The sequence below is a fragment of the Thermodesulfobacteriota bacterium genome, from assembly GCA_036397855.1.
In the GTDB taxonomy this organism is placed as follows: domain Bacteria; phylum Desulfobacterota_D; class UBA1144; order Nemesobacterales; family CSP1-2; genus DASWID01.
Genome location: DASWID010000107.1, coordinates 1 through 15,054 on the forward strand (window position 1 = coordinate 1; position 15,054 = coordinate 15,054).

Annotated in this window: 15 protein-coding genes; 5 read left to right on the forward strand and 10 right to left on the reverse strand. The window is 42.5% G+C overall.

The genetic code is table 11. The features are described from left to right. The coding region (locus VGA95_08405) for an adenylate/guanylate cyclase domain-containing protein (protein ID HEX9666560.1) at positions 1-1,176 on the reverse strand (1,176 nt) is incomplete at its 3' end. Between the two features lie 327 nt (positions 1,177-1,503). Beyond that, complete coding sequence (locus VGA95_08410) at positions 1,504-2,061, reverse strand: DUF427 domain-containing protein (protein ID HEX9666561.1); 558 nt, start codon at positions 2,059-2,061, stop codon at positions 1,504-1,506. A 259-nt stretch (positions 2,062-2,320) separates the two neighbouring features. On the opposite strand from VGA95_08410, the gene VGA95_08415 reads away from it, so the two are divergent. From VGA95_08415 to VGA95_08425, 3 genes are all read left to right on the forward strand, one after another. Next, positions 2,321-3,316: an LLM class flavin-dependent oxidoreductase gene (locus VGA95_08415; GenBank protein ID HEX9666562.1), complete on the forward strand. Its 996-nt coding sequence runs from the start codon at positions 2,321-2,323 to the stop codon at positions 3,314-3,316. A 237-nt stretch (positions 3,317-3,553) separates the two neighbouring features. After that, on the forward strand, positions 3,554-3,946 hold the full coding sequence (locus VGA95_08420; GenBank protein ID HEX9666563.1) for a hypothetical protein: 393 nt from the start codon (positions 3,554-3,556) through the stop codon (positions 3,944-3,946). A gap of 50 nt (positions 3,947-3,996) precedes the next feature. Beyond that, positions 3,997-4,476, forward strand: coding sequence for an FxLYD domain-containing protein (locus tag VGA95_08425; protein HEX9666564.1), 480 nt, complete (start codon positions 3,997-3,999; stop codon positions 4,474-4,476). Between the two features lie 72 nt (positions 4,477-4,548). On the opposite strand, the gene VGA95_08430 is transcribed toward VGA95_08425, so the two are convergent. The 8 genes from VGA95_08430 to VGA95_08465 all read right to left on the reverse strand — a co-directional run bounded on the left by VGA95_08430 (position 4,549) and on the right by VGA95_08465 (position 13,591). Continuing rightward, on the reverse strand, positions 4,549-6,921 hold the full coding sequence (locus VGA95_08430; protein ID HEX9666565.1) for a multiheme c-type cytochrome: 2,373 nt from the start codon (positions 6,919-6,921) through the stop codon (positions 4,549-4,551). Then, positions 6,918-8,390: a cyclic nucleotide-binding domain-containing protein gene (locus VGA95_08435; protein HEX9666566.1), complete on the reverse strand. Its 1,473-nt coding sequence runs from the start codon at positions 8,388-8,390 to the stop codon at positions 6,918-6,920. The genes VGA95_08430 and VGA95_08435 overlap by 4 nt, the downstream gene beginning before the upstream one ends. A gap of 105 nt (positions 8,391-8,495) precedes the next feature. After that, positions 8,496-8,651 carry a hypothetical protein gene (locus tag VGA95_08440; GenBank protein HEX9666567.1) on the reverse strand — a complete coding sequence of 52 codons (156 nt, stop codon included), beginning with the start codon at positions 8,649-8,651 and terminating at the stop codon, positions 8,496-8,498. Between the two features lie 93 nt (positions 8,652-8,744). Beyond that, positions 8,745-9,038 carry a hypothetical protein gene (locus VGA95_08445; GenBank protein HEX9666568.1) on the reverse strand — a complete coding sequence of 98 codons (294 nt, stop codon included), beginning with the start codon at positions 9,036-9,038 and terminating at the stop codon, positions 8,745-8,747. Positions 9,039-9,509: 471 nt separating this feature from the next. After that, positions 9,510-9,788: a DUF559 domain-containing protein gene (locus tag VGA95_08450; GenBank protein ID HEX9666569.1), complete on the reverse strand. Its 279-nt coding sequence runs from the start codon at positions 9,786-9,788 to the stop codon at positions 9,510-9,512. 176 nt (positions 9,789-9,964) lie between these two features. Beyond that, complete coding sequence (locus VGA95_08455) at positions 9,965-11,518, reverse strand: sigma-54-dependent Fis family transcriptional regulator (protein ID HEX9666570.1); 1,554 nt, start codon at positions 11,516-11,518, stop codon at positions 9,965-9,967. 283 nt (positions 11,519-11,801) lie between these two features. Further along, positions 11,802-12,785, reverse strand: a complete 984-nt coding sequence (locus VGA95_08460; protein ID HEX9666571.1) for an acyl-CoA thioesterase — start codon at positions 12,783-12,785, stop codon at positions 11,802-11,804. 2 nt (positions 12,786-12,787) lie between these two features. After that, a complete protein-coding gene (locus VGA95_08465) occupies positions 12,788-13,591 on the reverse strand; it encodes an aldo/keto reductase (GenBank protein HEX9666572.1) in 804 nt (267 codons plus the stop codon). A gap of 545 nt (positions 13,592-14,136) precedes the next feature. Here VGA95_08465 and VGA95_08470 point away from each other — a divergent pair. Then, complete coding sequence (locus VGA95_08470; GenBank protein HEX9666573.1) at positions 14,137-14,442, forward strand: hypothetical protein; 306 nt, start codon at positions 14,137-14,139, stop codon at positions 14,440-14,442. Positions 14,443-14,782: 340 nt separating this feature from the next. Next, positions 14,783-15,054: DUF3303 family protein (locus VGA95_08475; GenBank protein ID HEX9666574.1), on the forward strand; the 272-nt coding region annotated here is incomplete at its 3' end.

Sequence of the window (15,054 nt, forward strand, 5' to 3'; positions counted from 1 at the left end):
TGTAGCGATTTCCACTTTAGCTTTAATCAGGTCGTCATCGTCTCTGTCATCTATCTCAAAACTATTTTTTAAAATCTCAATGATTGGCAGATACGAAAATGATTTGCCGTAAGAGATGCAATTTCCTTCCAGGTAGCTCACGTCTTCATCACGAAGCGTAGTTTTAAACTCGTGAACCAATCTTGATTTTCCCAACCCGGCTTCGCCGATAATACATATAATCTGTCCATGTCCTTCCTTTACCTTTTCAAGCGAATCCTTTATGAGCCCCAGTTCCTTTTCCCTTCCTACAAATTTTGTTAAGCCATGCTCTAGGGATAGATCAAATCTTACTTTTCGACCCGTTGTCCCAATTACTGAAAAAGCCTTTACAGGCTGACTTTTCCCCTTTACACTAGCTTCTTCAAGTGGAATACACTCGAAATAATCCTTTACAAGTTTGTAGGTACTCTCGCTTATTAGGACAGACCCCGGTTCTGCCAGGCCTTCTAAGCGTGAGGCTAGATTAACTGTATCTCCCATGGCTGTATATTCCATACTGAGGTCGTTACCAATACTTCCTACAACCACAAGCCCTGTATTAATACCAATTCGCATCTTGAAGTCTATACCCTGCTCTAACTTAAGCTCTTCACCGTATAATCTGATGGCCTTCTGAATTCCCAAGGCTGAACTTACTGACCTATAGGCATGATCCTCCTGGGCAATAGGGGCACCGAAGAGTGCCATTACGCCGTCGCCGGTAAATTTGTTGATTGTGCCCTCATAGTGGTGTACCTGATCTATAATAAGCCTGAGGGCCTGATTCATCAGAGTGCGAACCTCTTCAGGGTCTAATTTTTCTGATAGTGCCGTGAAGCTGGTTGCATCGGCGAAGAGTACGGTTATCAGCTTTCGCTCTCCTTCGAGGCTGGCTCTATTGACGAGAATTTTATCGGCAAGGTGTTTTGGTATATAACTCTGGGGTTCGCTTAAATTAAGTGCCTTATCGACTTTTACATCTGCACTTTTGCCGAGCTTTCCCCCGCATTCGAAGCAAAACTTATGGTTAGGAGGGTTCTCTTTGCCACAGCTCTGACATCTAACCTCCAGCTTGGTTCCACATTCGACACAGAAGTTTGCTTTTAAAGGATTTTCAAATCCACAATGTGCGCAGACTAAAATATTAGGATCCATATTCTGAACAAATTATGCCCGATCTAAGCTGTTTGTTTAATTATCGAATTTCCTTTAACTTGCTACAGGGTTTTCACTGTCATTCGCTTTACTCAGTGCAGGCTCCGCGAAGCAATCTATTCTTTTTGAGATTGCTTCGTCGCCTTGCTCCTCGCAGCAACTGCAGAGAGATTCGAATATTCAAATATTATATTAGACTTAATGCAAAATTGAAAATAGGTGATCGATTATGACCGGAAGCCACTTCAGTCATTTGCGTTGAAATAATGAAGCTCTCTCATTTTATGGTTGAGTTCCTGTTATTGTGTCCTACAGATCCTTGGCTTCCTACCACCCTTCGGTCCACGGTTCGCCTTTGAAGGGGCCAACAATTTGTGATGTTATCCATCCTCCATAGTAATTACCGGGTTGTGGCAATACTTTCTCGTTTCCAACATAGCAGGCGCCCATCTTGCCTGCATTGAAGGCTATGTGATCGGTTATTGATTGAAAACCCTCCCAGGGGTCTGGATAACTCCAGGCGGCGTTTTCAGAATATTTTTTCCCTACGCGAACAGACCAATATCTCGCTTTTCCCTTCCATTCACAGAGCGTTGATTTGCTGCCAGGCTCCAGATATTTCATTTGTATATCGCCTTGAGGTATGTAATAAACGGGGGGACTTGCGGTCTCTAATACCCGATAAGTCTTATTGCTATCTGCTATTACTACATCTCCAAACTCCACACGAATTCTACTTTTTACAGGTTCTACGCGGGGAGGTCTAGGATAGTCCCAGACCGATTCCTGCCCAGCTCCAGGAATTATAATATTTTTTGGTGTCACTCTTCTTAAATTTCGCCATTTGTTTACTTCTCTCAATAAGTCTCTAGGTATTTTAGACATTATGTATGAAATATCTTAACATCATTAAATGGGATTTCATTGCTCTACTGACAGATGCCGCTGGAGATTTTAAAGTCTCAGCTACATTCGACACCCCCTTCTTAATCTTCCCCCGTCAAGGGGGAAGAAATTTACTGTAGCGGAGGACTCTAGTCCTCCATTTCATTTCCGTCGTAGGAAAGGATTCAGAATTGCTTGAGGTTTTGGATATCTAATTGTTATTGTTATATTTAATCTCAAAAATGTGGAGGAGTATCCATTGTCCAAGATTGGTCTTGTAATTCCTTACTGGAATGATATCACAAAAGACGAAATCATTGATTTTGCACAGCTTGCAGAAGGACTGGGATATGATTCTATCTGGGTTCCCGAGATGTGGGGTAGGGACGCTTTCTCAATCCTCTCAGTAATCGCCCTCAATACAAATAGGATTAAGCTCGGAACGGGGATTGTTTCTGTATTCAGCAGAACCCCCGCTATTATTGCTCAGACTGTTGCGACATTAGATGAAATCTCAGAGGGAAGAATGATACTCGGTCTGGGTACGAGTGGTCCTGTAGTTATAGAAAACTGGCATGGCGTTAAATTTGAGAAACCACTCAAAAGGACTCGAGAATATGTTGAAATCATAAAAATGATAATCAGCGGACAAAGTGTGAATTATAATGGTGAGATTTTTGAACTAAAAAACTTTAGTCTCCAATTTAACCCATTTAGAGAAGTTATACCGATTTATATTGCATCCATTGGGCCCAAGAACATAACCCTAACAGGTGAGATCGCAGACGGATGGATTCCGTTTTTGATTCCAATTGAACATTACAAACATGCGGAGGAGTACCTTCGCGCCGGAGCTGAAAAGGGAGGAAGAGATTTTCATAACATCAAAGTTTGTCCCTACATCCCGGCTTTAGTGTCTGATGACGAGGGCATGTCACGAAGATTAATCAAGGAATATATCGCCTATTACATTGGAGCAATGGGGACATTTTATTCTGGATTGATTAGCAGGTATGGATTCCAAGACGAAGCTAATTCCATTGTCGAAGCCTGGAACAAGGGAAGTAAAACAGAAGCGATCAGAAGCGTCAGCGATTCCTTGCTGAATTCAGTTGCGATTACTGGTTCGACAGCAGAAGGCAGAAATAAGATCGAGGAATTCAACAAAGCGGGCGTAGACATTCCGATTATCATATTCCCTCCAAAAGCCTCTCGAGTTTTGATATGGGAAACTATCAACAAACTCGCGCCATGATATTCCCACTGAATTCAATTTCTTTTTTCCTTGTTACCAAAATTTAGTTCTTTCTCATTATCTCAAGCTTAGCACGACATTCCCCCGAGATTTTATCACCTTCCGGATTTAAAATTTAGAATTAATAAATCCCGATCGTCCAAAAAAGACATGACGCTTAAAAGTTAATCATTAATACGTTGACACCTTACGCCGTATTGTGCTAGATTGTATCAAGATATTTTGAACGGATCATCTATGAGAATTCTCATTGGGCTTTTACTCTGCTCAATCGTTTTATTTGCTATTAGCGTTGCTGAATCCGAAAGCAGTGGTTGCCCTGAAGGCACGGTGAAAATCCCTAGGTCTGATATCTGTATTGAAAAATTACATCCCTCGAGGTTGTCGAATTTTAAAGGCATGGCAATGGATTGCCTATCCCGAAATTTGGATGTTTGCCTAGCAGAGCAAATAGTGAAAGCATGTGAAGAGGGTACAATAAAACTTCCCCCGAATAGGGATTTCGTGACATTTCTAACATCGAGTGGAATGTTTGTAAATATTACTCAGGATTGTGATGTATCTAAAACAGGGCCTATCGGCTCTAAAGAACATGAGATGTTTTTGTGTTGTGGTAAGATTGAAGAGTAGTTTATTAGTAAATATTCAGCCACTAACTGCCCAAGACACAAAGGAGGAATATGGATTTTAAAAACTTAATCCATTTAAAAAAAGTACTCTCTAATCTTGGTGTCTTAGTGTCTTTGTGGCTAAATAGTTTCGTTAGCGTTTTTTCGTTACTGATTCTGTTTTTTCTTCTCGTTTCTATAACCTATTCCAAGGATTATGTGATTCGTCTAAAAAGCCTCGATGTATCAAAGGTTTCCGAAGAGAAATTTCAGATTAAAGGAGAATTAGTAAACAACACTGATAAGGAGTTAAAACGAATTTCTATTAAATTCAAGATTTATGACCCGGAAGGTAAAATCATAGAGGAAGATCAGATTCTGCCCCTTGTTAATCCCATTCCCCCTCTTGGCAGTTCCCCCTTCTTAGTACCAATAAGGTACTCAAGATATATGGAAATGGAAAAGGCCACCATGCATGTTATAACACTGGTCGGTGAGGAACTAAGCATTGATCCAGGGGGATATTCTTTAGAGTTTAAGGTTCCTAAGTAGTGCGTATAACGATACACGATCCAGGATACAGAATTAATCATGCATCATGCATCGTGTATCTTGCATCATGAATCAAAGCTTTTTTATTGACTTGACAGCACCGTTTTCTAATTCAATCTCGACCTTGTTGCATAGTGAAATTCCCTCTAGCATTTTAGGGTCAATTTTTATTACGTGTTTTTTTCTTTGAGCATCATTCACCGTAATTGTGCCCCCTTCCTTATCGATCTCCATTATTATCCCAATCAACTTTTCCTCGGAGGACGAATTACTCGATACGATAGTCTCTCCATTAACATCAGAGGATGAACCTATTTGTTGCGTTAAAACATCTTCCACGCCTTCCACATCAATTGACCTAGATTCACTCGCCAGATCTATGATTCGAAGCCTCTTTTTCAGGCTTTCGTCAAGCCCCAATCTGTCAAATAACAACGGAGAAAAGTTTCTAAACCTCAGTTTTACATCAACACTGAGAGGTCCCTTAGCGTCTAATGGAACAGGGACAGGATAGGTTGCTATCCTAGTCTCAAGGGGTGGTATCCCATGTTTTACAAATTTGTTTGCTTGGCTTGTCAGGAAGACATCTTCTTCAGTACCGTCTGGATTGACCTTAAGCATTTCCGACTGAAAGTTGACTAGATATTTGTCTATAGGAGCGGCGTCCAATTTAACATCTTGGCTGCAGCGGTTTCGCAGATCAAGGTTGTTGTCTAAGTCGCCCGATACAAAAAGAAATTTGCCATCTGCGTCCTTTATAATAACCTCGATCCATACCTGTCTCTCCACAGTAAATCCGGAGGGAAGAAGATGCCCAGCTCCAGTATTGGTCACATGCACTGCTACCTGAAATTGAGACCCGGGGGTTACAGTTTGAGGGGCTTCTACTTCCATCTTGGCGCTATCTTTATGAAGTTCATAAACCTCCTGCATGTACTCTCTTTGAATCCTGGCTGCCTCTCCTTGGTTATCGGCATAGGGGAAAAAATCTACAAGATGATAGTCCACCCCAATCATTGAGTGGTTAGAGATTGGCCTCTCGGGTATATCAACTCCAGCCATGATGGCGGCGGGACCCTTTACCTTTTTTTGGTTGGGCTTACCCGGTAGTGTTCTCATATGACAATCATGGCAGGTTATACCCTTTTCTGGATAAACGCTTTCGTTAAATTCAGCAAAGGTTTCCTCTACCCTGAGTCCCTTTGGTGTAACTACATCGTGACAGGAGCCGCAAAACTCGGAGGTTATTATGTAATCGGATTTAACGCTCTTATGAAAGTAGTTTCGAACGGGCTTAAAGTCACCGTCAGAGCTTGAACCAAAAGGACCATATTTTTTTCGTCCGGGTTCCATAGGGAAATCACCGCTAACGAGCCCGTGATTCTTGGAGATTGAATGGCAAGAGTCGCATTGAACTCCCAGAACGCCGATGGGGGCCCTTTTCTCATTCGGAATTCTAGCATCTTCTCCGATTGCGATGCTGATAGGTGCGTGGCATTGAAAACAGAAGACGCCTACCTTCCCATTGCTATCGACTTGAACCTTTTCATTGAGTGCAAAGGCGACAGGACTTACCTGACCATAGGCATGGGGTGACATTATCCATTCGTCATATTGCCTCTGGTGACATTGCCTGCATTCCTGGGGGTGTCCAAAGTCTGAAGCTGTCGGAGTAAATATCTTAAAGCTGTCATCCAATATATGCAAAGGGATCATTACGATAAGCCCCGCTGTGACGATAAGGTGGGCTGTAAGCCAGCCCCGAAAAAGCGGCCTGTATTTTAGTTGGCTTATGGACTGAGACTCTAGTTTAGCCTTTTCCTCAAGAAGCAGAACTGCTTTTTTAAAATCGCCCCTTTCTTCCTCCTGGACTATTTCGCCCTTTGAAAGGAGTTCCTCCCAGTAATTGGCTTGTGTGGAAAGGGGTGAAGGAGTGTTGAGCTCCGTGCCTATAATTTTTTGGAATGCCCTTGATTTTCCAGCCAACAGCTCGTTTATTGATTTCGTAACCTTGTCCACTCGGGAGAGAACATTCTCTTGTTCAGCGGCGATGGAGGAAGGTATATTGGCGTAAAAATATCGTCCAATAATTCCTGTGACAATGACTAATACGAGAAAAATCATACCAGCAGTGCTGTAATTCCATCCAAAACGAAACTCTGCATGCAGGGCTATTATGAAAAGGGCCAAAAGTCCGAGATAGATATGGGCTAAAAGCCAATTGTCCAGCCTGCCTGGCATTCCCCTGGCCATACGTCTGCGAAGCGAATAAGTTATCACGAATAGGATAAGAAGAACGGCCAATATGCCAAGAAAATAAACAATACCGTCTTCAATGCCTGGTATCGGAAGGTTTGGCCCCCAGCGATAAACTGCCCAGAAAATAAAGCCAGCGATTAGTGTAAATCCAATAAATTTCTTATGTGTCTTTGAAATCCTTATCATTGGTACTTGTCCCTCTTTTGAATGATATCTTCTTCATCTCCGAAATATGAAATGGGATTTACCCAGCGTATGGCATGGGTAGGGCAATTATCGGTACATGCGGTATCGGGATATCCCATGCAGTTGTCACATTTAATGGCGAGCTTTTTGGGTTTTAACCTCGTGTCTTCGGTCTTTTCTCCCTTCCCGTCTCCTGCTTTAGCTCTACCTAGTAAGGCATCAAATATATCGAATTTTCTTTTTTCGTGTACTGTTTTCGTTGAGACCATCTGTATGACATTGTATGGACATCTTATCGCGCACCCAGCGCACCCTATGCATTTATCATCTATGATATAGATCTCACCTGTTGGCGCTCTCTTGATAGCATCAAAGTTGCAGATCAGGCAGACCGGGTCTTGGCATAAACGACAGGCAACAGGAATAGATATTTCGGCGAACCGTGTTCCTCTTCTATCTAGGCGTGGATAACCATGCCGGTCCTCACAGGCCTCTACACAATTGTTACAATGAATACAGGTTCTCAGGTCAATGATGAGAAGATTCTCACTTTGTATGATTCCCTTTTCCACTAATGCTTCAAGCCTCTCCGCCTTAGCCGGATCCCTCTGGACTTCCAGGGTCTTGAGCTTTCGCTCCATAATAATGTCCTGCATTTCTTCAGCCAGCTTTGGGTCTGTACCAAGTAGTGCGTTGAAATCCTCTTTTGCTACCTGGATTAGCTCAACCTTCGTGAAGGCTGATACGGTGGCACTTCGTTTCTCATCTTCCAGAAGTGCCATCTCTCCGAAGTAGCTTCCCTGCGCAAGATAGGCAATAATCTGGTCTTTATCCCCACTTTGTTTTGTTATCTTGACAAATCCATTCCGTATTATATATAGAGAATCTCCGGGATCGCCTTCCCTGAATATGACATCTCCTTGATTAAAGGATTTTAGTTTGACTTTACCTTCTAGTTCCTTGAGCATAGCGTCGCTCAAATTTCCAAAAAGCGGTACTTTTCTAAGATAAGTACGAACGGCTCGTACAGTATATTTTTCTTCGATTATTTCCCTGAACTTGGGAGATATCTTCATTAATTCCTTTAGAACCTCTGAAGGTATCTCGAGCAGGTATAAGTTGTCCTTGGCCGAAACTGTAGCGCTCCTTGGATAGCCTGATAATGCTGCCATTTCTCCGAAAATGTCACCTGCTTCCAGGTTGGCGAGGGTCAAATTGTCGTATCCTGCGGTATTGATTGTTACCTCTACCGAACCTTCAAGAATTGCGAAAAATGTGTCGCCGTATTCTCCCTCTCGACAAACAACACTCCCTGCTGAAAACTGCTGCTTTTTAGACTTATCGACCAGGCTGCTAATATTTTCTGCCGAAAGCTCCGCGAAGAGATGCATCTGGTTTAATTTTTCCTTTATGGATTCCTCCTCGGAACGTATATCGTTAACTGTTGGGGTATTCTGTGGTGTATTCATCGATCATCCATCACACGTTATCGATTTATTATTTTAGCAAAATTTATAAATTAATCGGGCATTCTCTTTGTTTTCAATTTCAATAGGCATTGGAGAATGAAACAATCAGTTTAGTTCGAGAATCCTACCTTTCTCATTGCTTACTATAAAACCTTTAAGAGTTGCGTTTTCTCTCCTGGAGGCTTTTTCTATAACCGCAATGCTGTCTTCTGTTCCGTGGAGCATGTAAATCTGTCCAGCACTATTGTAGATTACGTGCATATGAGGTTCATATTCATTACATGGCGCTACCGATAATCCGTGAACTTAATTTTCTTAACTTCATAGGGAACAAAAGTATACACTAGTCTCCATCTATCCTGCTACTCCACTTGTGCTTATAGGGCAAACGCTACCGCATCGCTTATCTGGACCAGGAAAGTCAGGATCTAGAACCTCGTGCTCCTTGTTATTATTGTCCAGGTTGTCAAACTCATCTAGTGGGCATGGTGTAGTTTGGTCACTACTATGATTTTCCCATTCATCGCTGCTTGGGCATAGATTGTTCGCAATGGCCGGTCTCAACAAATATATTGAAACATGCAGGAAGACAGACGATGTTCCCAAAATCGTTATTATTAAGATTGCCGCCGTGATTAACTTTTTCATTTCTGCCTGCTCTTACTTTTTGTTCTACTATCTACAAAGTGCAATGACTGTGCCAACATTCTTAACCAGTGCATTAAATTCAAAAAAGCTCGTGATATTGGGCTGTTAGAGTTCTTGATCTGTTTAAATTAGTATACCGTATCTATCATTTGAACATAAACCTCGTTTACTCTATTGTAAACAAAGTTAACGATATACCGCTCTCCATTAAGAGCCTGGTAAAACTAAGCCACGAATTTTTTCAGTAAAAAACTAGGAGCAATGAAGCGAACGAGATGGGATCCTACAACTAAGGCAAACGCAATATTTGAAGGTCTATCCGGGAGACCAGTCTCTGAGATATGCAATGAGGACGGACTACATCTGATCATTTGGCAATTTGATCATTTTACTCCAATATCTCCTCCCCCAGCCTGTTGGGGGAGGATTAAGGTGGGGGTTAATCACCTCCGTTACAATTTCAATATCCCACTACACCTCATTATTCCAAAATCTTATTACCTTAAATCCCTTTTCGTCAAGCCACTTATCCCTTTTTGCATCATAAAACCTCTTTTCATCGTGCTGTCCCTCATCCACTTCTACAATTAATCTTTTCTCTTCACAAACAAAATGAACGATAAATGGCCCTAAGGGATGTTGTCTCCTAAATTTATATCCACCGATCTTACGAAGACGGAGATGAGCCCACAGTTTTCTTTCTGCTTCTGTAGGATTTTTTCTCAATTCCCTTGCTCTGTTAACCCCCATCCTAACCTTCCCCCTTTATGAAAGGGGGAAGGGATAATTTTTAGATTTCCTGCACATTTCAGGTGGATTGAGGTACTTATAATGAATTATACAACGACACTTAGCCTTGTTGGTTGCCACGGAAATAGGGACAGTCGTCCCCATTTTTTTTTATATATTGAAATTTAGACGTTTGGTTATATTAATTTGTATCTCTTTATCTTCTTTATCAATCCCTGCCTTGTTATTCCAAGAATTTCTGATGCCTTTTGCTTATTTCCTCGTGTTTTCTCCAGAGCATCTTTTATCATTCTTATCTCAATTTCTTCAACTGTTTCTTTAAGAGATTGGCTATCTCCTCTTGCATACGATCTCACATGCGTAGAACCCTTTCCTTCCATTTCACGTTGGACCTGTTCTGAAAGGTCTGTCTTGTCTATAACATCACTTTCTGTCAGAATGACGGCCCTTTTGATTTCGTTCTCCAGTTCTCTCACATTGCCAGGCCAGCTGTAATTCACGATGCAATCCATAGCTTCCGCGGAGAAATGCATCTGGCCATGTCCAAGTTCGCTTGTAAGAATATTTAAGAAATGTTTAGAGAGCATGGGGATATCTTCTCTTATTTCTCGCAGTGACGGCATACGGATGTGAACAACATTTAATCGGTAATACAAATCTTCTCTGAAGAGTCCTTTATTAATTTCGCCGATCAGATCTTTATTTGTTGCAGCGATTATCCTTACGTCAACTGATATATCTTGTTTTCCACCGACCCTTCTCAGCGTCTGTTCCTGTATAACACGGAGAAGTTTAGCCTGAGCGGGAAGACTCATATCTCCGATCTCGTCGAGAAAGAGGGTACCGCCATTTGCCATCTCAAATTTTCCTTCTCTTCTTTCAACGCCTGTGGCAACCCCTTTTTCTATACCAAAGAGTTCACTCTCCAGTAAGCTCTCCGGAAGCGCGGCACAGTTAATATCCACAAAGGGTTGATTTGACCTTGAGCTATTGAAGTGGATCATGCGCGCAGCCAGTTCTTTCCCGGTACCGCTCTCTCCTGTGATCAGAATATTGATTGGAGTGTCCGCAATCTTTTCTATAAGATTTACTACGTCCTGTATTCTCCTGCTCGTTCCGATTAATTTACTTGTGAAGAACTTGCCCTTTACCTTATCTCTCAAGACTGCATTTTCACGCTGGATGCGGGATTTTGCCTCTTCGAGCTCCTTTATCAACTTTGCATTTTCAATTGCTACTGCCGCATTTGAGGCAAAGATTTCCAATGTTTCTTCGTCCTGTTTTGTAAACGATCCGTCATTTTTATTAAGGGTCTGTAAGACACCTACTGTTTTTCCTTTTATATCTTTCAAAGGCACGCATAGAATTGATTTTGTTCTATAGCCAGTCCTCTTGTCTATTTCTGGGTTAAATTTTGGGTGCGAATACGCATCTTCAATGTTTGTAATTTTCCCAGTCTTAAATGCTTCGCCTGCTATTCCTAGTTTCGCGTCGAATCTGATTATTTCAGGGGTTCCCATTGCGAGATGTGACCATAGTTGGTCTGTATTTTCGTCATATAGAAATAATGTTGTCCTGTCTGCGTCTACAATCCTTGAGGATTCCTTGACAAGAAAATCTAGAAGGACGTTTAGGTCTCTCTCTGCATTGATCATACGGGAGAGGTTAAAAAGGGAGTAGTGTTCTTTTACGAAACTGCTCTCTGAATCTTTATCTACTGGGTCCGTCATACTCGTAAAAAATTATATCATGCCTTAACTTTTAGCGTCAACTCCGTTTACGTATTGTGTGAACGGGGTTAACTTGTTGAAGAACGTTTATGTAACCTGCCTATACATCTTTTTGTAAATGCACTTGGATGGTCCGCCTGTAAACTATAAATCACCCCCGACTTACTCTTCCCCCTCAATGGGGAAGAAATCCTACCGTTCTCCTTGAAAAGGGAGGGGAAATTGTCTCCTCTCCCTATAGATATAGGGGGAGGATCAAGGTGGGGGTATTTGAAAACCGAAACTAGGGTAAAAAGCTACCAAGCGATTCTTTAATCTGTTTAACCCTCTTGGACCGCCTCTTTTTCCTCGTTTCAGCCTCTTTCCAAAGCCTTACTTCGTAAGGGGTCTCAGGTTTGAAACCGGGGAGGGGCTTTGGTTTACCGTCATCACCAATATGAACAAAGCTGAGAAAAGCGGTACATGTATGCTTCTGATCACCTGTGGTCAGATCCTCAGTAAGCACCTTTATTCCAACCTCCAAAGATGTGTTACCCACGTAGTTGATTCCGGCCTTGAGGATAATGACGTCACCAACTCTAATCGGTGAGTAGAAGTAAAGATTGTCGAGTGAGCCGGTGACTATTAATCCTTTTACATATCGTCCGGCAAGTATTGCCGCAGTCTCATCGATATCCAACATCAGTTTACCGACTGACATAAAGTTGCCGTAGAAGGTATCTTCCGGTAAGACTGCCCTGATCGTTTCTAGGTTAAATCTGGTCACCTCTGTTTCGTCGACAAGGTTCTCCGCCATTTCATCTCTGTTTGCCAACTCGGGCATTCTTGCATCTTTTCTGTCCTTGGCCTCTACATTGATTAATTCCTCAAGCTCACCAACTGGTGTTATTTTTTCCTTTACGCCCCTTGGTTTACCGTGTTCATCAACTGCTACAAATGCCAAATGAGAGGTTGTCGTTAATTTTTTCTCACCTGTTTCCGGATTTTCCGAGTGTACCCTAACTCCTACTTCCAGTGAACTATTCGCTATATACTCCACCCAGCTATCCAGAATGGCAATCTCGCCTACCTTAATAGGATTGATAAAATCTATGCTATCAGTTGTTCCAAGGACTGTTATACCTTTTGCAATTCTGGATGAGGTTATGCTCCCTGCTAACATAATCCAATCCATAATTCTTCCGCCATGAAGTGTCCCCAAGGTGTTTGCATGCTCAGGGAATACTAGCTGGATCATTTGATTTCTTGTTTCTTTGATGCTTGGCATAGTTATGAAGATGCTTCATTTAGTCTATCTACTTGTTCCGGAGACAGCCTCCAGCCCGAAGCACCGCAGTTTTCAATTGTTCTCCTAACGCTGTCGGATTTTGGTATTGCTATAACATAAGGTTGCGAAATGCACCAGTTTAGAGCAACCTGTGCTATGGTTTTATTTGTCTCTGAAGCTATCTGCTCTAATACCTTAAATCTGTTTCTCTTAAAAAGACTTGAGCCTTTCGCCAAATTTCCATTATCCAGGGGTGTATAGGCCATAATAGTTATCTGATGTTTTTGGCAGTATGGTAACAAATCATACTCAATTTCTCTGCTGTTTAGATTATACAGGACTTGATTGGAAACAATTTGATGGCTTTTCATGTATGCCTGGGCCTCTTGCATCTCTTCGAGTGTGAAATTACTCACACCAATATATTTAACAAGTCCGTCGTCCGCAAGCTTTTCCATTGCTCTAATCGTCCCCTTAATTGGGAAACGTGGATTAGGCCAGTGTATCTGATAGAGGTCAATATAATCGGTTTCCAACTGGACGAGGCTGCCCTCGGCAGCTCTCAGAACACCGTCATAATCCAGGTGCCTCCCGGAAACTTTAGTGGCGATAAAAACCTGGTCTCGAATTTCCTTTACCGCTTCGCCCACGACATCCTCAGTGTAGTAACCCTCAGCAGTATCTATTAATGTGGCTCCGAGCTCGATTCCCTTTCGGAGCGGCTCAACTCCACCCCTGTAGTTCCATGTGCCAAGCCCGATTTCTGGAACCATCACGCCGGTGTTGCCTAGAGTTTTAAATTTCATTTTTGATTAACTTCAATTTAATCAATTATCCATTCTTTTCAAAGAGAATGTGAATTTCTAAAAATATTAAATTTATCAATGCCGAGAAAACGTTGGATTAAAAATTGTTCGGTAAGATTATTTTTCATTGATGCTCCATTGTGCATGTGTCATTCCAGGGGAATCGAGTGAAGAAGATATTTGGATAACCGATGGAGCTTCTCCCTGCTTGAATTAAGGTGGGATTCTCGGGGATGATAAGAAGGGTCAATGCCCGTTTAGTATTCTCGGTATGACTTGGCGTACGAGGTCAAGAAGTTTCTTTTTTGGGCGGTGTTCCATGCCTTTATCTTATATCTAGTCACGACTGCAGACGTCTTAAAGTATACTCGCAAACAAAGGATTAAAGAGTTAAGGATCCTGCATAATGCGCAAAAAAAGATGATTTTACGGAAATAATTCCGTATAATCAGTAGTCAGGTCGTGGTAAGCTGGGAAAGCTACCGCGTCGTGGAGAGAAGGAAGGTTCAATCAGCAACACGGAGAAGGAAAAGGAGGTGATCCCGATGGGGCGTTTGTTTCTGGCTGGTGTCGTGACATGTCTGCTCGTGGCGATGGTGCACACTTCCTGGGCTGGGGAACCAGCCCGCAAGTCAAAAGGGGCGAGTATCCAAGGCAATGCGTTGATTCTAGAAGAAGGGTTTACGTTCAAAAGGACTGAGAAGGGTGTTCAACTGGTAGACCCAACCGGGCGGTACGCTCTTACATACATTTGCACGGGCTGCGATCGATGCGGGGTATCTGTTACGCCGCACGCGCTCCTCTGTGGTGGTAAATGTGAAGGCGGGTGCAGCTGGGAAGAGACGAGATAGGGCTTGCGGAAAAGGCAATGTGTTCGCTTTTATTTGGAATTTTCTTTTTTCGGGCGGTTTTCCGTTTTCCCTCTGTTGACGTAAAATTAGACTTGTTGTAAGATGGGCTGGACCAGCGATATGAAAACGGGAAAAAAGAAAGGGTCATTGCGTGACTTTGTACTGTTTCAATAATTTTAGTAATTCTGGATCGATCTGGGCGGTTCCGTCAATTTCTCCCTGTAACTTGGATACTCTAGTGTTCTTCCATAATTTCTAGCGGTTACGTGTTGTTGACTCAAAGGGAATCTTTACGTATGCTCCTACTCCCAAACGATAACAAACCATTAGGAGGCTATCTATGCGATTCTTATTGAAGGTCAACATACCCGTTGAGGCCGGGAACGCGGCCGCAAAGGCTGGAAAACTCGGTGCGACCATCCAATCCATTCTCGAAGATTTGAAGCCAGAGGCCGTCTATTTCACGGACAACAACGGACAGCGGACGGGGTTCATTTTCCTCGAGATGAAGGACGCTTCCCAAATCCCTGCGATTGCGGAACCGTGGTTCCTCGCGTTCAACGCGAGCATTGAGATTCATCCGGTCATGGTACCAAAGGATCTCGTTAAAGC

Bases quoted from the DNA above. Each gene is read 5' to 3' on its own strand.
- VGA95_08465 (HEX9666572.1), bottom strand. From the start codon at position 13,591: ATGAAATTTAAAACTCTAGGCAACACCGGCGTGATGGTTCCAGAAATC.
- VGA95_08445 (HEX9666568.1), bottom strand. From the start codon at position 9,038: ATGAAAAAGTTAATCACGGCGGCAATCTTAATAATAACGATTTTGGGA.
- VGA95_08455 (HEX9666570.1), bottom strand. From the start codon at position 11,518: ATGACGGACCCAGTAGATAAAGATTCAGAGAGCAGTTTCGTAAAAGAA.
- VGA95_08410 (HEX9666561.1), bottom strand. From the start codon at position 2,061: ATGTCTAAAATACCTAGAGACTTATTGAGAGAAGTAAACAAATGGCGA.
- VGA95_08420 (HEX9666563.1), top strand. From the start codon at position 3,554: ATGAGAATTCTCATTGGGCTTTTACTCTGCTCAATCGTTTTATTTGCT.
- VGA95_08470 (HEX9666573.1), top strand. From the start codon at position 14,137: ATGGGGCGTTTGTTTCTGGCTGGTGTCGTGACATGTCTGCTCGTGGCG.
- VGA95_08425 (HEX9666564.1), top strand. From the start codon at position 3,997: ATGGATTTTAAAAACTTAATCCATTTAAAAAAAGTACTCTCTAATCTT.
- VGA95_08440 (HEX9666567.1), bottom strand. From the start codon at position 8,651: ATGCACGTAATCTACAATAGTGCTGGACAGATTTACATGCTCCACGGA.
- VGA95_08430 (HEX9666565.1), bottom strand. From the start codon at position 6,921: ATGATAAGGATTTCAAAGACACATAAGAAATTTATTGGATTTACACTA.
- VGA95_08435 (HEX9666566.1), bottom strand. From the start codon at position 8,390: ATGAATACACCACAGAATACCCCAACAGTTAACGATATACGTTCCGAG.
- VGA95_08460 (HEX9666571.1), bottom strand. From the start codon at position 12,785: ATGCCAAGCATCAAAGAAACAAGAAATCAAATGATCCAGCTAGTATTC.
- VGA95_08450 (HEX9666569.1), bottom strand. From the start codon at position 9,788: ATGGGGGTTAACAGAGCAAGGGAATTGAGAAAAAATCCTACAGAAGCA.